27 protein-coding genes are annotated in these 24,994 nt (G+C 41.6%); 17 read left to right on the top strand and 10 right to left on the bottom strand.

The window, feature by feature from the left end; all coding sequences use genetic code 11:
• Positions 1-8: 8 nt before the first annotated feature.
• Positions 9-650, bottom strand: coding sequence for a YktB family protein (locus tag ACXADT_RS15660; RefSeq protein WP_270181728.1), 642 nt, complete (start codon positions 648-650; stop codon positions 9-11).
• 266 nt (positions 651-916) lie between these two features.
• On the opposite strand from ACXADT_RS15660, the gene ACXADT_RS15655 reads away from it, so the two are divergent.
• The 3 genes from ACXADT_RS15655 (at position 917) to ACXADT_RS15645 (ending at position 2,484) form a co-directional block, all read left to right on the top strand.
• Complete coding sequence (locus ACXADT_RS15655) at positions 917-1,105, top strand: hypothetical protein (protein WP_270181729.1); 189 nt, start codon at positions 917-919, stop codon at positions 1,103-1,105.
• Between the two features lie 84 nt (positions 1,106-1,189).
• Positions 1,190-2,029 carry an inositol monophosphatase family protein gene (locus ACXADT_RS15650; protein ID WP_474812235.1) on the top strand — a complete coding sequence of 280 codons (840 nt, stop codon included), beginning with the start codon at positions 1,190-1,192 and terminating at the stop codon, positions 2,027-2,029.
• On the top strand, positions 2,029-2,484 hold the full coding sequence (locus ACXADT_RS15645; protein ID WP_474831841.1) for a GNAT family N-acetyltransferase: 456 nt from the start codon (positions 2,029-2,031) through the stop codon (positions 2,482-2,484). The genes ACXADT_RS15650 and ACXADT_RS15645 overlap by 1 nt, the downstream gene beginning before the upstream one ends.
• A 144-nt stretch (positions 2,485-2,628) precedes the next feature.
• Here ACXADT_RS15645 and ACXADT_RS15640 read toward each other — a convergent pair whose 3' ends face one another.
• The gene (locus ACXADT_RS15640) at positions 2,629-2,802 is read right to left on the bottom strand and encodes a DUF5325 family protein (RefSeq protein WP_270181732.1); all 174 of its coding nucleotides are present in this window, start codon (positions 2,800-2,802) and stop codon (positions 2,629-2,631) included.
• Positions 2,803-2,950: 148 nt separating this feature from the next.
• Between ACXADT_RS15640 and typA the strand changes: the two genes are divergently transcribed.
• The 3 genes from typA to ACXADT_RS15625 all read left to right on the top strand — a co-directional run bounded on the left by typA (position 2,951) and on the right by ACXADT_RS15625 (position 5,483).
• Complete coding sequence (typA, locus tag ACXADT_RS15635; protein WP_270181733.1) at positions 2,951-4,786, top strand: translational GTPase TypA; 1,836 nt, start codon at positions 2,951-2,953, stop codon at positions 4,784-4,786.
• A 142-nt stretch (positions 4,787-4,928) separates the two neighbouring features.
• Positions 4,929-5,186, top strand: coding sequence for a YlaH-like family protein (locus tag ACXADT_RS15630; protein WP_474814807.1), 258 nt, complete (start codon positions 4,929-4,931; stop codon positions 5,184-5,186).
• 24 nt (positions 5,187-5,210) lie between these two features.
• Entirely contained in the window at positions 5,211-5,483 is a 273-nt protein-coding gene (locus tag ACXADT_RS15625; RefSeq protein WP_474812228.1) for a hypothetical protein, read from the top strand.
• Positions 5,484-5,521: 38 nt separating this feature from the next.
• Here ACXADT_RS15625 and ACXADT_RS15620 read toward each other — a convergent pair whose 3' ends face one another.
• Together ACXADT_RS15620 and ACXADT_RS15615 are read right to left on the bottom strand one after the other, a co-directional pair.
• Positions 5,522-5,959, bottom strand: coding sequence for a hypothetical protein (locus ACXADT_RS15620; RefSeq protein ID WP_474831840.1), 438 nt, complete (start codon positions 5,957-5,959; stop codon positions 5,522-5,524).
• Positions 5,949-6,149, bottom strand: a complete 201-nt coding sequence (locus tag ACXADT_RS15615) for a YlaI family protein (RefSeq protein ID WP_270181736.1) — start codon at positions 6,147-6,149, stop codon at positions 5,949-5,951. Before ACXADT_RS15615 ends, ACXADT_RS15620 begins: the two co-directional genes overlap by 11 nt.
• Before the next feature lie 95 nt (positions 6,150-6,244).
• On the opposite strand from ACXADT_RS15615, the gene ACXADT_RS15610 reads away from it, so the two are divergent.
• A complete protein-coding gene (locus ACXADT_RS15610) occupies positions 6,245-6,709 on the top strand; it encodes a pyridoxamine 5'-phosphate oxidase family protein (protein WP_270181737.1) in 465 nt (154 codons plus the stop codon).
• Positions 6,710-6,731: 22 nt separating this feature from the next.
• Here the strand turns inward: ACXADT_RS15610 and ACXADT_RS15605 are convergent, their stop codons facing one another.
• Positions 6,732-7,313, bottom strand: coding sequence for a YhcN/YlaJ family sporulation lipoprotein (locus ACXADT_RS15605; RefSeq protein ID WP_474812222.1), 582 nt, complete (start codon positions 7,311-7,313; stop codon positions 6,732-6,734).
• Positions 7,314-7,484: 171 nt separating this feature from the next.
• Between ACXADT_RS15605 and ACXADT_RS15600 the strand changes: the two genes are divergently transcribed.
• Entirely contained in the window at positions 7,485-8,813 is a 1,329-nt protein-coding gene (locus tag ACXADT_RS15600) for a PhoH family protein (protein WP_270181739.1), read from the top strand.
• On the opposite strand, the gene ACXADT_RS15595 is transcribed toward ACXADT_RS15600, so the two are convergent.
• Positions 8,810-9,304 carry a peptidyl-prolyl cis-trans isomerase gene (locus ACXADT_RS15595; protein WP_474831838.1) on the bottom strand — a complete coding sequence of 165 codons (495 nt, stop codon included), beginning with the start codon at positions 9,302-9,304 and terminating at the stop codon, positions 8,810-8,812. The two genes, ACXADT_RS15600 and ACXADT_RS15595, sit on opposite strands and share 4 nt — an antisense overlap.
• A 120-nt stretch (positions 9,305-9,424) precedes the next feature.
• Here ACXADT_RS15595 and glsA point away from each other — a divergent pair, with 120 nt between their 5' ends.
• A complete protein-coding gene (glsA, locus tag ACXADT_RS15590) occupies positions 9,425-10,354 on the top strand; it encodes a glutaminase A (protein WP_270181741.1) in 930 nt (309 codons plus the stop codon).
• Between the two features lie 99 nt (positions 10,355-10,453).
• Positions 10,454-10,720: an Fpa/YlaN family protein gene (locus ACXADT_RS15585; protein ID WP_442865187.1), complete on the top strand. Its 267-nt coding sequence runs from the start codon at positions 10,454-10,456 to the stop codon at positions 10,718-10,720.
• Between the two features lie 111 nt (positions 10,721-10,831).
• On the opposite strand, the gene ACXADT_RS15580 is transcribed toward ACXADT_RS15585, so the two are convergent.
• Positions 10,832-12,406 (bottom strand): IS1182 family transposase, encoded by a 1,575-nt coding sequence (locus ACXADT_RS15580; RefSeq protein ID WP_474831836.1) that lies wholly within the window; start codon positions 12,404-12,406, stop codon positions 10,832-10,834.
• 247 nt (positions 12,407-12,653) lie between these two features.
• On the opposite strand from ACXADT_RS15580, the gene ACXADT_RS15575 reads away from it, so the two are divergent.
• The 3 genes from ACXADT_RS15575 to pyc all read left to right on the top strand — a co-directional run bounded on the left by ACXADT_RS15575 (position 12,654) and on the right by pyc (position 17,833).
• On the top strand, positions 12,654-13,088 hold the full coding sequence (locus ACXADT_RS15575; RefSeq protein ID WP_474812219.1) for a site-2 protease family protein: 435 nt from the start codon (positions 12,654-12,656) through the stop codon (positions 13,086-13,088).
• A gap of 130 nt (positions 13,089-13,218) precedes the next feature.
• Positions 13,219-14,373: a putative lipid II flippase FtsW gene (gene ftsW / locus ACXADT_RS15570; protein ID WP_270181743.1), complete on the top strand. Its 1,155-nt coding sequence runs from the start codon at positions 13,219-13,221 to the stop codon at positions 14,371-14,373.
• A gap of 22 nt (positions 14,374-14,395) precedes the next feature.
• Positions 14,396-17,833 (top strand): pyruvate carboxylase, encoded by a 3,438-nt coding sequence (gene pyc / locus ACXADT_RS15565; RefSeq protein ID WP_270181744.1) that lies wholly within the window; start codon positions 14,396-14,398, stop codon positions 17,831-17,833.
• 55 nt (positions 17,834-17,888) lie between these two features.
• Here the strand turns inward: pyc and ACXADT_RS15560 are convergent, their stop codons facing one another.
• The 3 genes from ACXADT_RS15560 to ACXADT_RS15550 all read right to left on the bottom strand — a co-directional run bounded on the left by ACXADT_RS15560 (position 17,889) and on the right by ACXADT_RS15550 (position 20,058).
• Positions 17,889-18,752, bottom strand: coding sequence for an IS3 family transposase (locus ACXADT_RS15560; protein WP_474831834.1), 864 nt, complete (start codon positions 18,750-18,752; stop codon positions 17,889-17,891).
• Positions 18,749-19,069 (bottom strand): transposase, encoded by a 321-nt coding sequence (locus ACXADT_RS15555; RefSeq protein ID WP_474831833.1) that lies wholly within the window; start codon positions 19,067-19,069, stop codon positions 18,749-18,751. Before ACXADT_RS15555 ends, ACXADT_RS15560 begins: the two co-directional genes overlap by 4 nt.
• A 98-nt stretch (positions 19,070-19,167) precedes the next feature.
• Positions 19,168-20,058: a COX15/CtaA family protein gene (locus tag ACXADT_RS15550; protein ID WP_270181745.1), complete on the bottom strand. Its 891-nt coding sequence runs from the start codon at positions 20,056-20,058 to the stop codon at positions 19,168-19,170.
• 380 nt (positions 20,059-20,438) lie between these two features.
• On the opposite strand from ACXADT_RS15550, the gene cyoE reads away from it, so the two are divergent.
• From cyoE to ACXADT_RS15530, 4 genes are all read left to right on the top strand, one after another.
• On the top strand, positions 20,439-21,380 hold the full coding sequence (gene cyoE / locus ACXADT_RS15545) for a heme o synthase (RefSeq protein ID WP_270181746.1): 942 nt from the start codon (positions 20,439-20,441) through the stop codon (positions 21,378-21,380).
• Between the two features lie 109 nt (positions 21,381-21,489).
• Positions 21,490-22,515 carry a cytochrome c oxidase subunit II gene (gene coxB / locus ACXADT_RS15540; protein ID WP_270181747.1) on the top strand — a complete coding sequence of 342 codons (1,026 nt, stop codon included), beginning with the start codon at positions 21,490-21,492 and terminating at the stop codon, positions 22,513-22,515.
• A 26-nt stretch (positions 22,516-22,541) separates the two neighbouring features.
• On the top strand, positions 22,542-24,380 hold the full coding sequence (gene ctaD / locus ACXADT_RS15535; protein ID WP_270181748.1) for a cytochrome c oxidase subunit I: 1,839 nt from the start codon (positions 22,542-22,544) through the stop codon (positions 24,378-24,380).
• Complete coding sequence (locus tag ACXADT_RS15530; protein ID WP_270181749.1) at positions 24,377-24,991, top strand: cytochrome c oxidase subunit 3; 615 nt, start codon at positions 24,377-24,379, stop codon at positions 24,989-24,991. The genes ctaD and ACXADT_RS15530 overlap by 4 nt, the downstream gene beginning before the upstream one ends.
• Positions 24,992-24,994 lie beyond the last annotated feature (3 nt).

Genomic DNA, 24,994 nt, shown 5'->3' with positions numbered 1-24,994 from the left:
GAGGGGGATCACCCCTCCTTTGTTATTTCTTCTTTCATCGAAAGGTGGTAGATCGGCACGAGTGTCTCGAACGTGTTTTTAACGGTCTCAATGAACGTTTCACCATCTTGTAGAAGGGGATCATCACTCTTAAAGTGTCTTCCTACTAAGAATTCACCTTTCTTCACGTCTCTAAATCGAGTTAGCACCTCTTCAAGGTCTACTTCTTGAATAGACTTGCTAGCGGATTTCTTCGTATGATCCGTCGATACCATATAAGAAGATGGAATCGTCTCTTTCAATCGGTCAATGTTCGAAAGCATCATAGATGCCATGTCTTTTTTGCCAGGAAGCTCATAAATATAAGCTAACCACACAAATACATGGTCGTCGAAAAGGCCGATTTGAAAGTGTGGGTGTTTCTTATAGCCACGGTTGTTATGAGCGAAAGCCATCCAAGTGTCAGCCGGTGGATTTTTTGTTCTTCTTAAGTGTCTGGCAATATGCAGATACATTTCATTTCCTACAAGTGCTTCAAGGTCACGTTTCACTTCTTTACTAATTTCCTCGAATTTAGGCTGAATGCGTTGTTGGATCGCTTCCATCCGCGGTTCGAGACCTTCGATATCAAACGTTTTAAAATCAGTTGATGTAAAACCGTTAAATGACATAATTTCCTCCAATAAGTCAATTTTTTATGAAAATAGTGTACCATAAAACGACAAAGTGTATGAAGTTTGACGAACGATGCGCACTTAAAGGTTTGAAAGATAGGTGAAAGAGGAAAAATACTAGTAAATAAAGAGGTTGCATACTTAGCCTTCGAGGCATAAGATAAAGTAAGCTGAAAGCAGAAAAGTCAGAATATTCAGTCTTGTACCCTTGAGAGCCACAGACTACTGCTTTGATGAAAACTATGAGAGGGGTGTAGGTTACCATGAAACAAGTGATTCAGTCTTTGCAGAGAAACGAGGCAGAGAAGCGCATTCCGGTTTTGAAAATGGAAATTGATTATGAGTTGGCAACACTACACGATGCGATGATTGCAAGTGACAAGGACGGAATTCTCAAGTGCAAAGTAAAGCTAGAAGAATTGAGGAAAGAAATGATTCGACTCGAGGCATAAGGAGGCGAACCTTGCAAAAAGGTTCGTTTTTTCTTTTTTTCCTGTCATAATAAGAAGTAGACAAAGCTAAAAGGAGTTCGAGTCATGACAAAGCAGACTAACATGGAGAACATTTATCAAGATGCAAAGAAATGGATTCGTGAAGCTGGTCGAGAAATTGTTGCTTCTTTTAAGACTTCCTTCAACATTCATACAAAAAGCAACCCGAACGACCTGGTTACGGATATCGATAAACAAACAGAAAAATTTTTTATAGAAAAAATCAACAACCACTATCCTGATCATCGCATTATGGGAGAAGAAGGCTTTGGGGATGAGATTGAAGATGTAAAAGGAGTGATATGGTTCCTTGATCCCATCGACGGTACGATGAATTTCGTTCACCAACAAACCAACTTTGCAATATCGATTGGAATTTATGAGGACGGAATAGGAAAGGTAGCATTAATATACGATGTGACGAAGGACGAGCTCTATCATTGTAAAAAAGGAGAAGGGTTGTTTATTAATGATCAGAAGCAAAGTCCCCTTAAGCCAGTGAACTTATCTGAGTCTCTTCTCGCAATTAATGCAACATGGGTGACTGAGAACCATCGAATCGATCCGAGAACGTTCTCACCTCTCTTAAAGAAGATCAGAGGAACGAGATCGTATGGAAGCGCAGCGATCGAAATGGCTTATGTAGCGGCAGGCAGATTGGATGGGTATGTTTCATTAAGGCTGGCTCCTTGGGATTTTGCTGCAGGAAAAATCCTTATTGAAGAAGTTGGTGGCATCTGCACGACAGTCGATAACCAACCGATCGATATCCTTAAGAAAACCACGCTTTTCGTCGGGAACGAATCATTTCATCGACAGGTTCAAGAACACTATATTCAGCCTGCTATCGATCAAAACTATTATTTAAAGAAACCTTCAACATAATGTTGACGAAGCAAGTATTTGACGATGGACAGGCAGCGCTGCTTCATCATTGGACAAAGGATGATACGTCATGGTTGGTAACTGAAATAGGGAGGCAACCTACAAAGGAAGAGTTAGTTTCTTACATTCAAACATATGTAGGTATCGGCTGTGAATGGACGAAATGGATGCACAACGATGAGCCTGTAGCGATAAGCTGTGTACACCCGAGTGCTAGTTCAAACATGAAACCTTGGATTGGAACGATTGTGGTTAAGCCAGGCTGCAGAAAACAAGGGTTTGGAAGAGAAGTAATCGAAGCCCATAGGAAAACGATGCAAAAAGTAATCTTTGCTGGTCTTCCATATGAGCACATCGAATGGAGTCTCTTTCTTTCAAAATGCGGATTTGAACAATATGGGATAGAAGAAGAGGACGGAAAGAAGTACTTGATTATGGTTCTTCCTGATTCATAGGAAAAAGAAATGTAACTGGGCGTTCGAGGCTCGGGCATTCGTCCGCAGGAAAGCTAGAGGGATTCAAACTTCTGAGGCATAGGGATCACGATAGGTTTGTTTTTCACCAAACTAAAAGAGTTGTCGAAGTGACAACTCTTTTTTCTATTGCTCCGCTTTTCGTTTGATACGGAAGCCCATTCCCATAAAAAATCCTACACCTACAAAAGACAGCAGTATTCCGATCACGCTTTGTTCTGCTATTGAAACGCCAATTGCGCACATGCTAATCACGGCTAAAATGGCCATTAATAGTAATAGAAAGTTATGCTTATTCATTCGGACGCCTCCTTAATACTTATAGTGTACAATAAAGAGTAGATTCCTGAAAGGACATAAATTTCTCCTAACGCCATTACTGTGTTATAATGGACTAGTTATTGAGATTATCGTCATGGATAGGACGAGAATACGAGGAGAGAGTTTAATGCAAATTAGAGAAGATATTCGTAACATCGCGATTATCGCTCACGTTGACCACGGTAAAACGACACTAGTTGATCAAATGTTACATCAATCTGGTACATTTCGTGACAATGAGCAAGTAAATGAGCGTGCGATGGACTCGAATGACCTTGAAAGAGAACGCGGGATTACAATCCTAGCTAAAAATACTGCAATCAATTATGAAGATAAGCGAATCAACATCATGGATACTCCTGGACACGCAGACTTCGGTGGTGAAGTAGAGCGTATCATGAAGATGGTAGATGGTGTTCTACTCGTTGTTGATGCTTATGAAGGCTGTATGCCTCAAACACGTTTCGTGCTTAAGAAAGCACTCGAGCAAAAACTTACGCCAATCGTTGTGTTGAACAAGATCGACCGCCCAGCTGCTAGACCAGAAGAGGTTGTTGATGAAGTGATCGACCTATTTATCGATCTTGGCGCAGATGAAGATCAGCTTGATTTCCCTGTTGTATATGCTTCTGCAATCAACGGAACAGCAAGTTTAGATGCTGATAAGCAAGATGACAACATGAAAGTTCTAATGGATACAATCATTGATAACATCCCAGGACCTGTCGACAATAGTGACGAACCTCTTCAGTTCCAAATCACTTTGCTTGATTACAACGACTACCTTGGTCGTATTGGTATCGGTCGTATCTTCAGAGGAACGATGAAAGTTGGACAGCAGGTCGCATTGATGAAGATCGATGGAACTGTGAAACAATTCCGTGTAACCAAGCTATTTGGTTTCATTGGACTGAAGCGAGTAGAAATTGAAGAAGCAAAAGCTGGAGACCTTGTGGCGGTTTCAGGAATGGAAGAGATCAACGTAGGTGAAACGGTTTGTCCATATGACCACCAAGATCAACTTCCTATTCTTCGTATTGACGAGCCTACTCTTCAAATGACGTTCCTTGTAAACAACAGTCCTTTCGCTGGTAAAGAAGGTAAGTATATTACAAGTCGTAAAATCGAAGAGCGTCTGAGAGCACAGCTAGAAACAGACGTAAGTCTTCGTGTTGAAAATACAGATTCTCCAGATGAGTGGATCGTGTCAGGGCGCGGTGAGCTTCACCTTTCGATTTTGATTGAAAACATGCGTCGTGAAGGGTACGAGCTACAGGTTTCTAAGCCAGAAGTAATTGTTCGTGAAGTCGATGGTGTTCCAAGTGAGCCAGTTGAACGCGTTCAAATCGACGTTCCTGAGGACTACACTGGAGCTGTCATGGAGTCTCTTGGTGAGCGTAAAGGTGAAATGGTTAACATGGTGAACAACGGAGCAGGCCAAGTCCGTCTAGAATTCATGGTACCTGCTCGTGGACTGATCGGTTATACAACTGAATTCCTTACGCAAACTCGCGGTTATGGGATTTTGAACCACACGTTTGAATCTTATATGCCTCTTATTAGCGGCCGTGTTGGTGGACGCCGTCAGGGTGTTCTCGTATCGATGGAAAAAGGAAAAGCTTCTGAATACGGAATTATGGGTGTAGAAGATCGTGGTACGATTTTCGTTGAACCTGGTACTGAAGTTTATGAAGGTATGATTGTTGGTGAGCACACTCGTGAGAACGACATCACTGTAAACATCGTAAAGGTAAAACAGATGACAAACATGCGTTCAGCAAACAAAGACCAAACGGTATCAATGAAGAAGCCTCGTGTATTGACTCTTGAAGAAGCTCTTGAGTATCTAAATGAGGATGAGTATTGCGAGATCACACCAGATTCTATCCGTCTTCGTAAAAAGATCCTTGATAAGAATGAACGCGAAAGAGTAGCTAAAAAGAAAAAATTAGCCCAACAATAAGGGTGTCTAGTGCGATTCAAAAGGGGCATCCCTTTTGAATCGTTTTTTTATGGAGATGTTGGAGGTGTAAAATGTGAACAATGAAGTGGTTCCATCAGGTGATTTATCATTCTTCGCAAAGTTAGTTGGAATAGAAGAGAACATGACATTAGGTTTTTATTTGCTGTATGCGATCATTGTTATTCTTTCGATCGTTGTATATCGACTAGGATTCGCGAAGAAATTACCCGTACTTAAGAATGCTGTTATTTACATTCTGCTAATTGTCGGTTGTTTCCCTCTTACCTTTTTTGGAATTGGGCTTCCTGTAGCGGAAGGATTAGTAGCTGCTGCTGTCGTATTAATCATATATAAGGTTCGTCTCAATCAATCGAAGAAAAACGAAAACGAGGCGGGCTAACGTCAGAACAAGCGGGGGGAAGCAGTGAACCTTCAGGATGCAATGTATAATTGGCTAAGCATAAAAAAAGTAGCCGATGAGAGAGAAAGCGATCATGCTGCCCAGGATACAAGAGCTTTTTTTGAGGAAATATTGATAGAGGATCACGGTGTATCGGAATTGGATATTGAAATTGAAGAACCCTATTATATCGTTCATTTTGTAAAAGAAAATGACAATAGGAATATGAAATTTCCAATTGAATTGATCGATGCGTTGTTACGTTCGATTCAAAATGAACCTAAATATAACCAATAAACAAAAGACGTGCTCAGAGCACGTCTTTCTTACAACGATCATTTTTCGTTAAACCGATAAACAGCGAAAAGCGCAGCCGCATACACAGCATGTCCCAAAGTCCAATACGATATCGCTTCGATATCATTCAAAGGAGGAGTTGGCTTCTCAGCTAAATAGGTCAAAGGAAAGTATAGGAATACAGTTGGAAGCGTAAGAAGGTAGGAAAAGAGTAATTGCGCTACCTTACGTTTATAGAAGTATCGATAGCTTCCGATTGTGTATACGATACCGATGATTAGTGAGATGATCAGGTGGAAAATAAATTCAATCATTTCAGGCCACTGAATATCTCCCATTACCGGTATGAAGTCGATATTTAGTAGTAGGGTATACACAAGGACACCCGTTTTGTACTGAATTGCTTTCAGTAATAATCCTAGTATGATGCCAGATAGTGTACCTGCGATCAGTCCTTCTTTTACTTTACCACTCATCATCAGTTTCTTCTTTGTGGTAAAGTTTAAAATCGCCGCTTTCTTTCCTCTCTTTTGTGCGGCTTTCGATCCGATCATAGCACGGGTCGCACATATAAGTGTGAATAGGTCTGTTGCGAAGTTTTTTGGCGAGTGGACTGCCGCTATCAATAGATTCGATCTTATCACATAGAACACATTTTACACGCACGTTTAACACCTCTCATTCATGTAGTTAGTATAGCATGAAAGAGGAGAGGTTTTGCAGTACAATGCAGTTAGAACTTTATTTATGGAGGGATGAGAATGCCAAATAAGGTAGAGAATACCCTTTCAGGTGAACTACTCACATTACTCAAGAAGGAACAATACGTTCTCCTATCGACCATTGATCATGAGACGAAAGGTCCGAATGTGAGCGCGATTTCGTGGCTTTACGCTGTAGACAATAGCACTGTTGTCTTTGCGGTGGATTTAAAATCGAGAATCGTTAAGAATCTTAGGGAGAATAACCAAGTTTCCATCACGTTGATTGGAAATGAAAGTACCTATTCCATTTCAGGGACTGCTACCATTGATGAAGAACCAATGAATTCAGTACCACTGAAGCTTGCAAAGGTAACGCTATCGATCAAAGAAGTACGGGATATCATGTTTTATGGTGCGAAAATGTCTGTTGAACCTGCTTATGAAAAAACATACGATCCTGAAGCCGCTGCAAAACTAGACCGTTCTGTTATGGCTGAATTGAAGAAAACAGGTGTAACGTGATAAAACCGGCTGAAAGCCGGTTTTACTTGTCTAAATCTTGTTTTTCTTGCTGTTCTTTCAGCTGCTGCTTCTCATTAGCAGGAAGCTGTTTATCGTTCGCTCTAGTTGGTTCACGCTCAGATTTGTTAATGTCACCTGGAACTTCAGGGACAAGTCGACCGACGATATCAGCTAGCTCTTCCATGATTCCACCTACCGGGTGTCCTCTTCTAATTTCGGATGCCATTCTCCTTAAACGATAGGTCGTATCGGCATCGGCGGTGACGATGGCATTTGCACCAAAAGGATCTTTTTGTAGAGCTTCAGCCACCGTATATTTGATCGAGCTTACGCGAGATCTGTCAAGCTTTTCATTCACATCGATTCCAACGACCGCGTATTTTCCAGTTACAACTGCAGTAGCATCCTCAACATCCGGAACTTGTTTTGCAATCGTCACAAGGTGTTTTGCAATTTCCGTTGCAGATCGCTCTTCGTTCTCAGGCGTCCGGACAGACTGCTTCACATATTCAACTTTTTCTTGCTTTTCAGCGACTGGTTCATCATTTGACTGACATGCTGCAAGAAGGATGAACCCTACCATTAACCATTTGCTACTTCTCATAATAATTCCTCCGAGTATGTGATCGATTCTTTCATTCACTTCTTTTGCTAATTATTTTCTGAATAACCGTCTAACTTTATTCACCGGGTCATAGATTATACAAAACGTAGATAGTCCAAACTGTCATTTGCTACCAGTCACACCAACTATAATCACTCGGGAGGCGAAACGTTGGATAAGGTTTACGTCCTGGATACCAATGTCTTATTACAGGATCCAAATGCCATCTATTCATTTGAAACGAATGAAATTGTAATTCCAGCGGTTGTTTTGGAGGAAGTCGATTCAAAAAAACGGTATATGGATGAAATAGGAAGGAATGCAAGACACATCTCACGCATGATCGATGGATTCAGAGAGAGAGGGAAGCTCCACTCATCTATTCCTTTAGAAAATGGAGGGACTCTCAGAATTGAACTCAATCATCGGTCGTTTCAATATTTTCAAGATAAATTTGTTGAAAAAACGAATGATAACCGAATTTTGGCGGTGGCACTCAACCTGTTTTTGGAAGAAGGCAAACAGAAATCTGGCCGATCCGTCATACTTGTAAGTAAAGATGCACTGGTCAGGGTGAAGGCAGATGCGCTAGGCATTCAAGCAGAAGATTTTTTGAGTGATCGCGTAGTCGAATTTAACCAAATCTACACAGGCTATGAAGAACGATATATAGAGAGTGAACTCTTGAACAGTTTCTTTGAGAGACACTATATCGATATGAAATCTTTAAAAGGAAGACACCTGTATCCAAATCAATATGTCATTCTGAAAGATCCTGCTAACCCCTCATCTTCTGGAATTGGTAAAGTCGATAAGAAAGGGAAGCGGATTGAGAAAACAGCTATGGAAACAGAGTATATGTGGGGAATTGGACCAAGGAATGTTCAGCAAAGGATGGCACTTGACTTACTTGTTAGAAAGGACATCCCTCTTGTGACGCTAGTTGGAAAGGCGGGTACTGGTAAAACCCTCCTTACGATTGCAGCTGGGTTAATGCAGACAGAGGATTTGAATCAATACAAAAAGCTGTTTATCGCGAGACCGATCGTTCCAGTCGGCAAAGATATCGGGTTTCTCCCTGGTGAAAAAGATGAAAAACTGAAGCCATGGATGCAACCGATCTATGATAATCTAGAGTATTTATTTAATGTTAAGAAAACCGGTGAATTGGAGAAGATCCTGGCAGGTATCGGATCTATACAAGTAGAGGCGCTCACGTATATACGTGGTAGGAGTTTACCAGATCAATACATTATTATCGATGAAGCGCAAAATCTTACGAAGCATGAAGTGAAAACGATCTTAACAAGGGTAGGGGAAGGGAGTAAGATTGTACTCCTTGGAGATCCTCAGCAAATTGATCATCCGTATTTAGATGAGTATACGAACGGGCTGACTTACGTTGTAGAGAAATTTAAAGACCAGCCGCTAAGTGGACACGTAAAGCTTGAGAAAGGTGAACGTTCTCAGTTAGCCCAGCTTGCGGCCGATCTTCTTTAAATAATTGTAATGGCACAAACGTTTTTGAATGGTTCTGCGGCGTTTGCGCCGTCACCATGATAAAAGTGAACCGGACCATCGTCCTTGAGCGGCTTTCCGTTTATTGCAAATCCAAGAAAGCCGTTCAATGCTTCATCTATAGATAGGACGATGTGTTCGTCATCAGTCGTTTCTAGCTGAACGTGATTTCCTTCCGTTAATGGCTCAGCGTTAGAAAGAAACGGCTCGAGGGGAATCACATAGCTACCATTCAATATTTTTTCCTTCTCAAAGCGTTTAATGCTTTGATTGATAGGTGGTTTAATACCTGTGCGTTCTTGTTCCCATCGCTCAGATTGAGCTTTGATGTAATCGTTCTCATTTTCATCAGAACTGCTGTTGAATTTCAAAAATTCTTCGAGTTCGATCTTTCTGTCATCAAAAATCCACACGCTTGCATCAAGCGTGATCGGATAAGTGACCTTCCCTTTGATTGGAATAATCGTTTCCATATCCTGCACCCCGCAATCTATATCTTTTGCAAAACAAGTATACCGGTTATGCTTGCTTTTGTCACATTTGGGGAATAGTATGGTGACATAATTTATTCTTCAAAGCGGGGTGGCGGAAAAATGAAATGTACTACAGAACAAGAACTAGTCGAACTCGTCAGGCGCAGTAAGCCTTTTACTAAAGATGGGAAGGTAGCTGATTATATACCTGCCCTTGAAAAAGCAGATCCCGATAAACTGTCGATCGCTGTCTTCTCCAAAGAAGATGGTTGTTTATCAGCTGGAGACGTTGGCGAAGCGTTCACCCTCCAGAGTATCTCGAAAATTCTTACGTTAGCTCTTGCAATCATGGATGCTGGAGAACATAACGTTTTCTCACGTGTCGGTAAAGAACCGACTGGAGACCCTTTCAATTCGATTGCAAAGCTTGAGTCACAGGTTCCTTCAAAGCCTTTAAACCCAATGATCAATGCGGGTGCCCTCGTAGTAACAGATTTAATCCACGGTGAGACTTCGCATGAGAAGGTAGGGCGCATCCTGCAACTCATACATGACATGACAAACAATTCAAGTATCGGTATCAACTATGAAGTGGCCGATTCAGAGTTTGAATCGGCCCACCTTAACAGAGCTCTATGTTACTTTATGAAGCAGCATGGCTTGATCGATAATGATGTGGAAATGCTTCTCGAAGCGTATACAAAGCAATGTGCCATCGAAGTAAATTGTAAAGACCTCGCAAGAATCGGAATGGTCCTTGCAAATGAAGGGCGCGATCCGGAAACAGAACGTAAGATCATCCCGAAGTATATCGCACGTATCGTAAAAACGTTTATGGTCACATGCGGGATGTATAATGCTTCTGGTGAATTTGCGATTAACGTTGCTATACCGGCAAAGAGTGGCGTGTCGGGCGGGATTCTAAGTCTAGTACCTAATCAGATGGGAATCGGCGTGTATAGCCCTCCGTTAGACGCGAAAGGAAATAGTATCGCTGGAATAAAGCTGCTTGAAAACTTTTCATCTCAATATGAATTGAGCATTTTCTAGGACACAATATACTGGTTTTTCTTGCAATTTACCGTGTAAGCTTTTATGATTATAAGAGGAATGGGAAAGGGAACGGAGGGATCAGTTTTGTCAACTGGGATGGCAACAGGACATCGTGAAAAAGCATACGAGCTGTTGAAGGCCGATGCGCACAAGATCCTAAAACTCATTGAAGTTCAGATGGAAAATTTAACAATGCCTCAATGTCCTCTTTATGAAGAGGTTCTTGATACTCAAATGTTTGGTTTATCACGTGAAATAGACTTCGCTGTTCGACTAGGGCTAGTGAACGAAGACGATGGCAAAGAATTGCTTGAGTCTCTCGAACGTCAGCTCTCAGCTTTACACGAAGCTAGCATTAAGTAATAGCCAAAAGAGGCTGGGACATAACTAGCCTGGAATAACGAAAAAAGGTTCCGTTCATCGTTTTTTGATGAACGGAACCTTTTTTCTTTGGTCCTCCCCAAGATTATTGAGTCATTCTGCACTCACGGTAGTGTACTTTCTTAAGTTTACCGCCATGAGCGCAAACCCCAGTTCATTTTTGACCTTGTCATTGCCTCTTACAGACATACGATTGAAACCCAAAATAGCCTTCAGAAATCCAAAAACTGGCTCTACATCGATTTTCCGTTGACCGTAGATTTCACCTGTTTTTTCATCCGAAAGCAGCTGTCGAATCATATTCTTTTGTTCTTCCCATTTGGCGTTATAGAAGATCTTTCGATTGGCTCCGTCCTTTGCTTTTGTACATTGAGAACGGAACGGGCAACCGGTACAGTTTTCACTTTCATATACTTTAAATTCACGGGTGAAGCCACCTCTGTCAGTACGATGAGAAACGAATCGGAAAGGCAACTGTTTTCCGTTCGGGCATATGAATGAATCTCCTTTTTCACTGTAATCCCAGTTGGATACGTGAAACGCATCCTTCTTAAAGCTTTTCTTTTTCTCTTTTCGATAAGTGTTATAGGTGATGAGAGGCGTACGCTTGCGATTTTCCAGGATATCTCTGTAATTTTCTTCGCTTCCATAACCGGCATCTGCGACGATGTAGGTTGGAAGTTTAAAGAAATCCTTTTCTACGCGATCTAGAAACGGAAGAAATGTTCGAGTATCTGTTGGGTTAGGAAAGAGATCGTAAGCGAGTGTATATTGTCCTTCCGTCGCAATCTGTAGATTGTACCCGGCTTTGAGTTGCCCATTTTTCATATAGTCATCTTTCATGCGCATGAAGGTGGCATCGTGATCGGTCTTTGAATAACTGTTCCGTTCTTTGAAGATGGCCTTATCATTTTCATATTTTGTTTTGCGCAACACAAAATCCTGTACCTGTTTGAGGAACTGTTTTGGCATTTTTCGCTCTGAACGAAGCCGTTTTCGTTCGGCTACATCCTTACTGTCGTTAATCTTCTCAGTATACTCCTCTACTTTTTCTTCTAGCTTTTCTTCTATTTTAGTAAGTTCTTTAGTGGAAAGGTGTTCTGGACTTTCTCGTTCTATTTCGGGGATTACTTCTTTTTCAATCAACTCATCGTACATCGCATTCGACTTTTCGATCAGACTCTGGCTGTACCTTTCAACAGCCTTACGCCACACAAACGTAAACTTATTGGCATTCGCTTCAATTTTCGTGCCATCAATAAAGATCGCTTCATTATCAATAAGGTCTTTTTGAACGAGCTGACAACGAAACTGCACGAAACCCTGACGCAGAAGTTCTTTGACTTCGGGATGCACCCGGAACCGGTTTATGGTCCGATAACTCGGTTCATATCCTTGCGCCAACCACATCATCCGTACGCTATCTTTGAGGAGACCTTCAATCTTTCTTCCTGAAAAAGCAGATTGTGTGTACGCACATAAAATAACTTTCATCATCATACGTGGGTGATAAGCTGGGCATCCCGTATCACGTAGGAACGCGGAAAAAGCCTCATCCGGAATCTGTTCGACCAACTCATGGACGGCATAAGCGATATCATTTTCTTGTAATTTCATTTCTAAATCGAGGGGCAAAATCACTTGATTCATGTTATAATCTTTAAACATAAGGACACCTCCGATGGTTATTGTGTGGTAACTCTAATTTTATCAGAGGCTGTCCTTATTTTATTGTTAAAAAAGATAAAAAAATAGAAAGAGTGGCCTTGCGAACAAATTCTTGTCCGCAGGGCCACTCTTATTTTAATTTACTGGGTTTTGTCCCAGCCTCTTTTTCTTTTGCTTTAAGAACGTAAGATAAAAATATGATAGAATACGAGTGTAAGGCTAGATTAGACAATAGGAGTAGATAAGAATGTATGATTTGCTCATGGTGATTCTAGTTATTTCCCCTCTTAGTTTACTCGTTCATGAGGCAGGTCATACCCTTGCAGCAAACGTATTAACGTCTTCGAGTGTAAAGCTTCACCTTGGCGTTGGACCAAGATTATTTACCTGGAAACATGCAAGAGGAGAATTAGCTGTTAACGCCTTCTATTTTGCTGGAGGTATGACGATTAGTAGTCAGCCTGACCATGCGCGCGGAAAAGTCATCATCGCTCTAAGTGGGCCGCTATTCAATTTGTGTGCGGCACTCCTCACACTGGCTCTTCCATTGCCCCTTCACATCCTAGCCTGGACACTATTTTTCAATCTTTGGCTCTGTTTTACTAACTTGATTCCTTTTAAGTTGTTTGGAAAAGAGTCGGATGGATGGACGATCTTAAAAGTACTTCGAGAAAAGCCTTAATTTCTTTCGGACAGGCAGGTTTCGCTGAAAACTCATCGAATGCTATACATACTTCAATCGCATTGCAGTCAGCTGTTTCAATTTGTGCGGTTCTTCAATCCAGAGTAAATAAATAGGTAGGATGACGTCTATGATTAAAAAACTATTTAAGCATTACGATTATTCTCTCATCATCAGTGTGCTTCTATTATGTGGCTTCGGCCTTGTAATGGTGTACAGCGCAAGCATGGTCTGGGCTGTGATGAGACATGAAACCAACAGCGCTTATTTCTTTAACAGACAAATCATCTGGTTAGCAGTGTCATTTTTTGTGTTATTAGGAACGATGCTGTTCCCTTACAAAGCTTATCGAAAGTTCATTATTCCAATATTGGGAGGATCTGTACTCGGGTTACTGCTTGTTAAAATAATAGGCTCGACGACCAACAATGCGCAGAGTTGGATCTATATAGGACCAATCGGATTCCAACCTTCTGAATTTGTTAAGTTGGGATTGATTATTTACCTAGCTGCTATTTACTCGAAAAAACAAGCCTATATTTCAAACTTCTTACGTGGAGCTTTACCTCCCATCATGGTGATCGGCGTGATCTTCGCGCTAGTAGCTTCGCAGCCAGATCTCGGTACTGCGATGATCATCGCGTTAACTTCAGGAATCGTAATCGTATGTTCTGGAATGAAGTGGCAACATTTATTTAGTTTAATAGCAGTAGGCGTAGTCCTTTTTGCAGGAGCTTGGCTGACTCTATCAGAAGAGCAGTTATCCAGATTCACTGGAGCATATAACCCATTTTCGGATCCAACCGATAGTGGATTTCATTTGATCAACTCTTATATCGCGATTGCTTCTGGTGGAATCACTGGTCAAGGCTTTGGACAAAGTATCCAGAAATATGGATTCTTGCCAGAACCTCATACAGACTTCATTATGGCGATCGTTGCAGAAGAATTAGGTCTCTTTGGCGTTGTATTCGTCATCGGACTCCTTGGGTATATCGTATTTAAAGGGTTCGTCATAGGCATACGATGCAAAGATACGTTCGGAAGCTTATTAGCGATAGGTATAGCAGGTATGATCGGGGTACAAACCGCGGTGAACCTGGGAGCCATTACAGGTTGGCTCCCAGTAACAGGTGTCCCTCTACCATTTATTAGTTATGGAGGCTCATCATTGATTTTATTAATGATGTCAGTTGGTATCTTGATCAATGTATCAGCCTTCGTTAATATCCGTAAATCAAAGAAAACAGACTTTTATCGAAATGATAAATCCGTTTCAATGTAATTAAGCCGGAGGAGGAACGAACTTGAAAGCAATCAATAAAATACTCGTCGCAAACAGAGGCGAAATTGCAATTCGTATTTTTCGTGCATGTACAGAACTAGATATTCGTACTGTCGCGATTTATTCCAAAGAAGATAGTGGTGCGTATCATCGATACAAAGCTGATGAAGCGTACCTTGTAGGCGAGGATAAGAAGCCGATCGATGCGTACCTCGATATTGAAGGCATTATCGAAATTGCGAAAACAAATCACATCGATGCAATACACCCAGGGTATGGCTTTTTATCTGAGAACACTCATTTCGCAGAACGTTGTCAGGAAGAAGGCATCATCTTTATCGGGCCTGAACTTGAGCATCTTGGAATGTTTGGAGACAAAGTAGAAGCTAGGAAGCAAGCTGTGTTAGCCGATCTTCCAGTTATCCCTGGGTCTGATGGTCCTGTTGAAGGCTTGGATGAAGTGAGGCAATTTGCAGAAGAACACGGGTATCCATTGATGATCAAAGCTGCTCTTGGCGGTGGTGGACGAGGAATGAGGATCGTCCGCACTGAACAAGCTCTTGCTGATTCTTACGAAAGAGCCAAATCAGAAGCTAAAGCTGCTTTTGGACGCGATGAAATATACGTAGAAAAGTTTGTTGAGAATCCGAAACATATCGAAGTTCAAATATTGAGTGACAAACATGGGAACACGGTTCATCTCTATGAACGAGATTGCTCTGTGCAAAGGCGTCATCAGAAAGTCGTCGAAGTAGCACCTAGTGTTTCACTCGATGAGAAAACCCGTACTGACATTTGTGAAGCAGCTGTTCGATTGATGGAAAACGTCAAGTATGTGAATGCAGGAACTGTAGAGTTTCTAGTCGATCAACAGGGTAACTTTTACTTTATCGAGGTAAACCCTAGAGTACAGGTTGAACATACGATTACTGAGATGATAACAGGCATCGATATCGTTCAATCCCAAATCATGATTGCTCAAGGGGAAGAGCTTCACGGAAGCCGTCTCGGTATTCCACTTCAAAACGAAATCGACTGTCACGGTGTGGCGATTCAATGCCGCGTAACGACTGAAGATCCTGAGAATAACTTCATGCCTGATACAGGGAAGCTGATGGCTTATCGATCAGGTGGTGGCTTTGGAGTTCGACTCGATGCAGGAAACGCATATCAGGGAGCAGTCATAACACCTTACTACGACTCTTTACTCGTAAAGCTTTCTACGTGGGCATTAAGCTTCGAACATGCATCCGCCAAGATGGTTAGGAATTTAAAAGAGTTCCGTATAAGAGGAATAAAAACAAACATCGCATTTCTTGAAAATGTGATCAAGCACGAGAATTTCAAGTCTGGGGTTTATGATACGTCATTTATCGATACGACTCCTGAACTTTTTGTTTTTCCTAAGCGTAAAGACAGAGGAACAAAAATGCTTTCGTATATCGGTACGATCACGGTTAACGGCTTTCCTGGTCTTGATAAAAAGAAGAAGCCAGCTTATCCCAAACGTAGAGTTCCTCACTTAACCTATAGTGAAGAGACGTTGAAAGGGACGAAACAAATTCTGGATGAACATGGACCAGAAGGCGTTGTAAACTGGGTGAAGGATCAGAAAAAACCATTACTTACAGATACGACGTTCAGGGACGGTCATCAATCGCTGCTTGCAACTCGAGTGCGTACTTCTGACCTATTACATATTGCTGAACCGACTTCAAGAATGCTACCTGAACTTTTTTCGATGGAGATGTGGGGCGGAGCTACGTTTGACGTATCTCTACGATTCTTAAAAGAAGATCCATGGGATCGATTGATCAAACTTAGAGAAAAAGTTCCAAACGTCATGTTTCAGATGTTGCTTAGAGCGTCTAATGCCGTTGGATATAAGAACTACCCAGATAACTTGATCAATGAGTTTGTAGAGAAGTCTGCAGACGCAGGAATCGATGTGTTTCGAATCTTTGATAGCTTGAACTGGGTCGAAGGTATGACAAAAGCGATCGAAGCCGTTCGAAAAACAAACAAAATCGCTGAAGCTGCGATCTGCTATACAGGAGACATTCTTGATCCAACGAAAACCAAATACGACTTAGCCTATTACAAGCAATTAGCGAAAGAGCTTGAAGATGCTGGTGCCCATATTCTAGGTATCAAAGACATGGCAGGTCTATTAAAACCTCAAGCGGCTTATGAGCTAATTACGAGCTTGAAAGAAACAGTATCCATTCCCATCCACCTTCATACACACGATACGAGTGGGAACGGCGTCTATACGTATGCCAAGGCAATTGAAGCCGGCGTAGATATTGTAGACGTTGCGGTCAGCTCAATGGCAGGTCTGACTTCACAGCCTAGTGCGAACTCTCTCTACTACGCGATGGAAGGGTCAGATCGTCAGCCTGACATCAATATCAACGCGTTAGAAGAGCTATCACACTATTGGGAAGATACAAGAAAGTACTACAGCGGATTTGAAAGTGGGATGTCTGCTCCGCATACTGAGGTCTATCAGCATGAAATGCCAGGCGGTCAGTATAGTAATCTTCAGCAACAGGCTAAAGGAGTAGGTCTTGGAGAACGCTGGGACGAAGTTAAGGAAATGTATAGTAGAGTTAACAAACTGTTTGGTGACATAGTAAAAGTAACCCCATCATCAAAAGTTGTAGGCGATATGGCTCTTTATATGGTCCAGAACGATTTGAATGAAGATGATATATATGAAAAAGGAGAGTCCCTTGATTTTCCAGATTCAGTAGTCGAATTGTTCCAAGGCTATCTGGGCCAACCGTATCAAGGCTTCCCGAAAGAACTTCAGCAAATCATCCTGAAGGGAAGAGAACCAGTTACGGCACGACCAGGTGGGCTATTAGAACCAGTAAACTTTACAGATCTCAAAGAAACGCTCTATCACAAATTAAATAGACAAGTCACTAGTCATGATTTAATTTCGTATGCCCTTTATCCTAAAGTATTTCTTGAATATGAGGATGTGAAGGACATGTTCGGGGATGTATCAGTTTTGGATACACCGACATTCCTTTATGGCATGAGATTAGGAGAGTCCATCGAAGTTGAGATCGAACAAGGGAAAACACTCATCGTTAAACTCGTGTCGATTGGCGAGGCAAACCTCGAAGGGAAGCGAACGATTTATTTCGAACTGAACGGTCAACCTCGTGAAGTGGTAATTAAAGATGAAAACATCAAAACTTCGATTGCCGCAAAACCGAAAGTAGATAAGGACAACCCTGAACATATCGGTGCAACGATGCCAGGGACAGTAATAAAGGTCCTTGTAGAAAATGGGGAAAAGGTCAACAAAGGGGATCACCTCATGATTACTGAAGCGATGAAAATGGAGACTACTGTACAAGCTCCAAGAAGTGGTGTAGTTAAACACATTCACGTTTCAAACGGTGAAGGAATCGAATCAGGGGATCTGTTGATCGAATTACAATAAACTAAAAAGCTGCGCGATATGGAATTACCCCTGTCAAGTAGACAGTATAAAAAAACTACGCTGCCAACGCGTGTCGATATTCAATCGGCGCGCGTTGCTTTAATTTCTTCTGAAATCGCCTGTAGTTATAGTGGTAGATGTAATCCTCAATTGCTTGTCTGATTTCTTTTTCTGATTTACACTTATTTATATACAACTTCTCTGTTTTGAGATGCGAAAAGAAGGATTCAATGCAGGCATTATCTAGGCAGGTTCCTTTGCGAGAGTGGCTGCCCTTAATGTCATATTCTTTTATTCGTGTGTTGTATGCCTTAGACGTATACTGAAAGCCTTGATCCGAATGGAGCACGGCTTCAGTTACGTCTTTTTTCTTGGTCCATTGGCCTACAGTATCCAAAACAAGTTCCAAATCATTTCTTTTAGAAAGCTTCCAGCTTACAATCTCGTTGTTAAATAAATCTTGAATCACCGATAAGTAATAGAATCGTTTTCCATCTGATACATAAGTAATGTCCGTAACCATTTTTTGGTTAGGTCCATATGCTTTAAACTTTCGTTTTAATCTGTTTGGATAGATGACAGACGGCGTGTACCCATGTCTTTTTCTCTTTTTACGAATGACCGATTGAATGCCCATTTCCGTCATCATCCGATAAACTTTTTTATGGTTAATCTGGTAACCACTTTCTTTAAGTAAACGGGTCATGGTAGGATAACCTGTTTCAGGATGCAGAAAATGAATGCCCATCATATGCATTTTGATGTCATGATCTTGATTGTCCCGTTCTTCTCGCTTTGCTTTACTGGCTCTCCATTTGTAGTAGCTTGATGGCTGTAGGGAAGCAATCTCTAATAACCAGCTAACAGGAGTTTCTTCCCTTAATTCTTCGACGGCTTCATATTTTATTAATTGTGTCACTTCCCCTCCTTTTCCAGATTTTGATATTGCTTTTTTAAATAGTCCACCTGCGCCTTCAGGTAATCTCTTTCTTCTTCAATTGTTTTAAAGTTTGTTCTTGGCCTGCCTTTCATAGGAGTTGTCCCACCTTGACTTCGGGAATCAAACGCATCACCGTTCTTCCACTTCTTAACCCAGACTTTAAGCTGTGTACAACTTCTTAATCCAATTTCTTCAGCTAGTGCTTCATAACTTTTAGTACCGTTTACATGTTTCATCACGGCATTATGTTTAAACTCGTCTGTGTACTTCTGAAACCTCTGTCCTTTTTTAGCCATAGAAAATCCCCTCTAAGTATCATTCTTACCTCCACAATATCATGAAGGCTTTTTTGAATGTCTACTTAAAGGGGATAATATCAATATGCGCAGCTTTTTTAATTTCTAGCCCCTCTGAGCGAGAGCATAACGAGATAGAGGAGAACCGTAAACAATCCTGATATGAATAACCCGTGGAACAAAGCGAGGAAAAGATTAAGCTTTGTGACAACCACGAGGATACCACTTAGTGCCTGTAAGCAGACAAAGACGAATGAGAGGATAAGGCCTCTCCTCATCGTTTTTTCATTCTTCATTTCTTTTAATCCGATGATCATAATGTAAAGAATCCAAACAAAGATCAACATCGCAGCAGTACGGTGTAACATCTGAATGCCAGGTTGTCCTGAAAAAGCAAGGAGTTGACCGTCATTACAGAAAGGTACGTTTGCGCATGCCATACTCGATCCCGTGTGGCGTACTAGAGCTCCCGTATACACCACGATGTAAGAATAGATCGTAACTGCATAGAGATGAATTCGGATCTTCTTTGGAACAACAGGAACTTTTGTTGAACCTGCTTCGAAAACGAGCAGAGTGAGAAGGACGACACTCGCAAAGCTTGCAAGTGAAAAACCGAAGTGAGAAGCAAGGACGATATCAGATTGTCCCCACACAACTGCAGCAGCTCCTAGTAGACCTTGAAAAACAATGAGGAACACGGAAGCGATCGCAAGAACCTTTGTTTCTTTCATATAGCCGATCTTTCGCCAGCACCATACAGCAAGTATGATAACGAGTAGTCCTAAAATAGCTGAAACAAATCGATGGCTTAATTCTATGATCGTTTCGAGTTCTGGTGCTTCAGGTAATACTTTTCCATAGCACAGTGGCCATGAATTTCCGCAACCATCCCCAGAACCTGTTTTGGTAACGACAGCCCCCATCAAAAGGACGAGCAGCATACCAAGTGACGTGATGATCCCGAACAATTTCAACAATTTATTCACAAATACCACCTTCTTATCAAATTGGCTCTAAAACATAGTACAATGAATGTGAGAAGAGCAGCGGGCACTTATCTACCTACAAAATAAAGCATTTTTAACTAATTTTAAACAACGTATACAAAACAAGTAGATTCGTTTATAATGGATAAGGATTGCGGGTACTGCTTCCTCTCACAAAACCAACATTATCTTACCATAGCTGTTGAAGTGTTATCATAATAACTTGTGAAAATTGCTTAACACTTTTTGAACAGCAGGTAATTCTGGGGGAGTAGACGTGAAGACTAACAACACAATGAGATTATACGATCTCAATTTGGGATTGTTTAACATTAATGATGCACAGGCTGTTATGGCCGAACGTAAAGGAGGTGTATCGTATGAGTAAGACTAGAACTGCTTACGAGGCATCAAGCCGAGTGATGGAGCCAGGTCCTCTTTCTGAGGCTAATCCTTCTGGAACATGGAAAGACTTCTTAACACTTACAAAGCTTGGAATTGTTTTTGATAATTTAATTACAGCATTTACAGGGTTGTGGGTTGCTTCTGTGGCTACAGGTTTTGACCTGTTCGCAAACCCAATGGTATTGATTTTAACGATGTTAGGTACAGCGTTTGTTGTAGCCGGGGGAACATCTTTAAATAACTATATTGACCGTGATATCGACCAAGTAATGGCAAGAACGAATACGCGTCCATCCGTAACAGGGAAGATTCCTGCGAATCAGGTTCTATTTGTAGGACTTGGACTATCCATCGTAGGTTCGATCATGCTTCTCATCATAGAACCGATGGCGGCTCTACTAGGGCTTCTCGGACTCGTTATCTATGTTGTCCTTTATACAATGTGGACAAAGAGAACAACTTCTCTAAATACGGTTGTAGGATCGTTCTCAGGTGCTTTACCACCTCTTATCGGTTGGGCAGCAGTCGATCCTAACTTAAGCCCCATAGCATGGGGAATGTTCCTAATCATGTTTATTTGGCAGCCACCGCACTTCTTAGCACTAGCTATGAAACGTGTTGACGATTATCGTGATGCTGGAATTCCAATGCTTCCTGTTGTTGCAGGATTCAAAATGACAAAGCGTCAAATCGTCCTGTACACTGCTGCACTTGTACCGGTATCGCTATTACTATATAGCTTCGGTCCGGTTTACATCACAGTAGCATCGATCCTTGGATTTGGATGGTTCGCTATTGGAGTAGCAGGCTTTTTCATGAAAGATGATATCAAATGGGCACGAATCATGTTTGTATACTCACTAAATTATATTACGATTCTGTTTATCGTAATGATTGCAGTGAATATTAACAAATAAGGTACTGGTTTAAGTATGGTCAGGCGAAGCGAGAAAGTAGTTTCTCGCCTCGCCTTCCTATAATTCAATTTGAGTAAAAGCTATTAAGAAAGTGAGGTTTAAGGTGCAAATGAAACGTTGGAAAAATGTTTGGCGTTTTTTACCACTCTTATCGGTAATTGCGTTAACGCTTACTGGTTGCGGTAATGAGCAACTAACTGCTTTGCTTCCTAAAGGGGAAGGGGCGGAAATGCAATTTAATCTCATGATGTTGAGTCTTTACATCATGATTGGGGTTTTCGTTGTAGTAGCACTTATTTATACGATTGTGCTTTTACGCTTCAGAAGACGTGGTGAAGATGACAATGAGATTCCAGAGCAAACAGAAGGTAATGTAGTTCTTGAAATTTTATGGACAACTGTCCCAATTATTTTACTTTTAATCCTTGCTGTTCCAACAGTTATGGCTACGTTTGCATTAGATGAAGGAACGGATAACCCTCCTGAAGATGCACTTGTCATCAAAGTTACAGCACACCAATACTGGTGGGAATTCGAGTATCCTGATCTTGAAATCAAAACATCACAAGATCTATACATGCCTACTGGTGAAAGAGTCTATTTTGAACTCGCTTCCAAAGACGTTCTCCATTCGTTCTGGGTACCGACACTCGGAGGTAAAATGGATACGAACACAGCTACTGTGAACAAAATGTGGCTCAATGCTAACGAACCAGGTACATATTATGGAAAGTGTGCTGAGCTATGTGGACCATCACATGCGTTGATGGACTTTAAAGTTATCGCTCAAGAAAGAGAAGACTTTGATGCTTGGGCAGAGAAAATGCAGAACGCTTCATCTCAAGCTGCTACTGATCAAGCTCAACAAGGTGAAGAACTATTTGCAAATAGCTGTATCGGCTGTCACGCAGTCGGTGGTGAAGGTGGTAACACTGGACCAAGCTTAACAAACTTTGGCGATCGCGAAATGGTCGCGGGTATTCTTGAACATACAGACGAGAACATCAAGGCGTGGATTGCTGAACCTGGCGAGTACAAGCCTGGTAACAATATGCCAGCATTTGGCGATCAGCTGAATGATGAAGAACTCGACGCACTTGTTGCATATCTCAATGGTTTAAAGGTTGAAGAATAGTCAACGGAAATAAGGAGGTTTAATTCGTGTCAGCACATGCTTATAAAAAGAAAAATCCTATTTGGGATTGGCTTACTACCGTTGACCACAAAAAAATCGGGATTCTCTATCTCGTTTCCGGGGCATTCTTCTTTCTCCTCGGTGGTCTAGAAGCAATCCTATTAAGGGTGCAGTTGCTTTATCCTGAATTTGACTTCGTAGGCGCTGCAACATTTAATCAGCTTCTTACGATGCACGGTACAACAATGATTTTCTTGGCGGCCATGCCGCTGATCTTCGGGTTTATGAATGCGATCATTCCACTCCAAATCGGGGCGAGGGATGTTGCGTTTCCATTCGTAAACTCACTTGGTTTTTGGCTGTTTTCTGCCGGAGGAATTCTACTTAACCTTGGTTGGTTTATGGGTGGCGCTCCTGACGCGGGTTGGACAGGATATGCCCCATTGTCAACAACGAGTCCTGGTAATGGAGTAGACTTCTATGTATTAGGACTACAGATTTCTGGTATCGGTACATTGATCGGTGGTATCAACTTCCTTGTAACCATCATCAACATGCGTGCGCCAGGAATGACATTTATGCGTATGCCGCTATTTACATGGTCAAGCTTTATTACTTCTGGTCTTATTCTATTTGCTTTCCCTGCACTTACAATCGGTCTTGCTCTTCTTATGTTCGATCGTTTGTTTGGTACTCAGTTCTTCGCGGCTGAAGCAGGCGGTAACCCGATTATTTATGAACATCTTTTCTGGATCTTCGGACACCCAGAAGTTTATATTCTAGTACTACCGGTATTCGGTATGTTCTCTGAAATTATTGCTACTTTTGCTCGCAAACGTCTTTTCGGTTATTCCGCGATGGTATTTGCGACAGCATTGATCGGTTTCTTAGGATTCATGGTTTGGGTTCACCACATGTTCACGGTAGGACTTGGACCGATCGCTAACTCAATCTTTGCGGTTGCTACGATGTTAATCGCAGTTCCAACCGGTGTTAAGATCTTTAACTGGTTGTTCACGATGTGGGGAGGAAAAGTAAGCTTCCCAACAGCAAACCTATTCGCAGTTGGATTTATTCCTTCATTCGTACTCGGTGGTATGACAGGGGTAATGTTGAGTGTTCCACCTGCTGACTACCAGTATCATGATAGCTACTTTGTAGTTGCTCACTTCCACTACGTAATCGTAGGGGGCGTAGTCTTTGGTCTATTTGCTGGATTCTACTACTGGTGGCCGAAGATTTTCGGAACAATGTTGAATGAATTCCTAGGAAAGCTTCATTTCTGGTTATTCTTTATCGGATTCCATTTAACATTCTTCCCAATGCACTTCTTAGGTCTAATGGGTATGCCACGTCGAGTTTACACATACTTATCAGGACAAAGTCTTGATGAAGCAAACTTCGCGGCGTCCATCGGAGCATTTTTGATGGGTATTGCAACGATTATAATGGTTTGGAATATCATCCAAACTGCTATTAAAGGTAAAAAAGCAGGAAACGATCCATGGGATGGAAGAACGCTAGAGTGGGCTATTTCTTCTCCAGCTCCTGAATACAACTTTGCTCAAACACCATTGATTCGCGGTCTTGACGCTTGGTGGCTTGAAAAGCGTGCTGGAAATAAAGGAATGGTTCCTGCAGAACCACTAGATGATATTCATATGCCTGATGCATCGATACTTCCATTCATCATGTCACTTGGATTGTTCATCGCAGGTTTAGCTGCAATCTATTCCATGTGGGTAATTGCGATCGGTGGACTTGTACTTACGGTTGTTGGTATGGTTATACGTTCCGTCATCGATTACCATGGATATCATATTCACAAAGAAGATCTGCCTGCTGAAGGGGGGAAAGGCAAATGAGAGCTGAAGAAATGAGCAAATTGCCTGCCAATCCAGAACGGGCGACACTTGATGGTAAAAACAAATTTCTTGGCTTCTGGTTTTTCCTTGGAGGCGAAACTGTGCTTTTCGCCTCGCTTTTTGGGGTATACTTAGGACTAAGGAATGCAACAAACGGTGGAGTAACATCAAATGAACTATTTGAACTTCCGCTCGTTTTTATTGCCACAATGCTACTTCTAACGAGTAGTTTAACGTCCGTATTTGCAACGATGGCATTGAAAACAAATCATTTTAAGCGTATGATTGGTTGGTTTGTCGTAACTGCTTTACTTGGCTTAGCGTTCCTAGGTCTTGAAATTTATGAATTTAACCACTATGTACACGAGTATGGGCACACTATGCAAAGTAGTGCTTGGGGATCTGCGTTCTATACATTAGTAGGAACTCACGGAGCCCACGTTACTGCTGGTATCATATGGATTGCTCTTTTGATCTTCCGTAATATGCGTCGTGGAATGGACCTATACACTGCACCTAAGTTTTATCTATTCGCATTGTATTGGCACTTTATCGACGTTGTGTGGATCTTTATCTTTACAGTCGTTTACTTAATGGGAAAGGTGGGTTAACTC

This window comes from Anaerobacillus sp. ABR4_321 (assembly GCF_056158505.1).
The sequence above is the reverse complement of the archived record's forward strand: the minus strand, read 5'-3'. Positions and strand labels throughout refer to the sequence as shown.

Coding starts and splice junctions, on each gene's coding strand:
- ACXADT_RS15660 (WP_270181728.1), bottom strand. CDS start 650: ATGTCATTTAACGGTTTTACATCAACTGATTTTAAAACGTTTGATATC.
- ACXADT_RS15655 (WP_270181729.1), top strand. CDS start 917: ATGAAACAAGTGATTCAGTCTTTGCAGAGAAACGAGGCAGAGAAGCGC.
- ACXADT_RS15650 (WP_474812235.1), top strand. CDS start 1,190: ATGACAAAGCAGACTAACATGGAGAACATTTATCAAGATGCAAAGAAA.
- ACXADT_RS15645 (WP_474831841.1), top strand. CDS start 2,029: ATGTTGACGAAGCAAGTATTTGACGATGGACAGGCAGCGCTGCTTCAT.
- ACXADT_RS15640 (WP_270181732.1), bottom strand. CDS start 2,802: ATGAATAAGCATAACTTTCTATTACTATTAATGGCCATTTTAGCCGTG.
- typA (WP_270181733.1), top strand. CDS start 2,951: ATGCAAATTAGAGAAGATATTCGTAACATCGCGATTATCGCTCACGTT.
- ACXADT_RS15630 (WP_474814807.1), top strand. CDS start 4,929: ATGACATTAGGTTTTTATTTGCTGTATGCGATCATTGTTATTCTTTCG.
- ACXADT_RS15620 (WP_474831840.1), bottom strand. CDS start 5,959: ATGAGTGGTAAAGTAAAAGAAGGACTGATCGCAGGTACACTATCTGGC.
- ACXADT_RS15610 (WP_270181737.1), top strand. CDS start 6,245: ATGCCAAATAAGGTAGAGAATACCCTTTCAGGTGAACTACTCACATTA.
- ACXADT_RS15605 (WP_474812222.1), bottom strand. CDS start 7,313: ATGAGAAGTAGCAAATGGTTAATGGTAGGGTTCATCCTTCTTGCAGCA.
- ACXADT_RS15595 (WP_474831838.1), bottom strand. CDS start 9,304: ATGGAAACGATTATTCCAATCAAAGGGAAGGTCACTTATCCGATCACG.
- glsA (WP_270181741.1), top strand. CDS start 9,425: ATGAAATGTACTACAGAACAAGAACTAGTCGAACTCGTCAGGCGCAGT.
- ACXADT_RS15585 (WP_442865187.1), top strand. CDS start 10,454: ATGGCAACAGGACATCGTGAAAAAGCATACGAGCTGTTGAAGGCCGAT.
- ACXADT_RS15580 (WP_474831836.1), bottom strand. CDS start 12,406: ATGTTTAAAGATTATAACATGAATCAAGTGATTTTGCCCCTCGATTTA.
- ACXADT_RS15575 (WP_474812219.1), top strand. CDS start 12,654: ATGTATGATTTGCTCATGGTGATTCTAGTTATTTCCCCTCTTAGTTTA.
- ftsW (WP_270181743.1), top strand. CDS start 13,219: ATGATTAAAAAACTATTTAAGCATTACGATTATTCTCTCATCATCAGT.
- ACXADT_RS15555 (WP_474831833.1), bottom strand. CDS start 19,069: ATGGCTAAAAAAGGACAGAGGTTTCAGAAGTACACAGACGAGTTTAAA.
- cyoE (WP_270181746.1), top strand. CDS start 20,439: ATGAGTAAGACTAGAACTGCTTACGAGGCATCAAGCCGAGTGATGGAG.
- coxB (WP_270181747.1), top strand. CDS start 21,490: ATGAAACGTTGGAAAAATGTTTGGCGTTTTTTACCACTCTTATCGGTA.
- ACXADT_RS15530 (WP_270181749.1), top strand. CDS start 24,377: ATGAGAGCTGAAGAAATGAGCAAATTGCCTGCCAATCCAGAACGGGCG.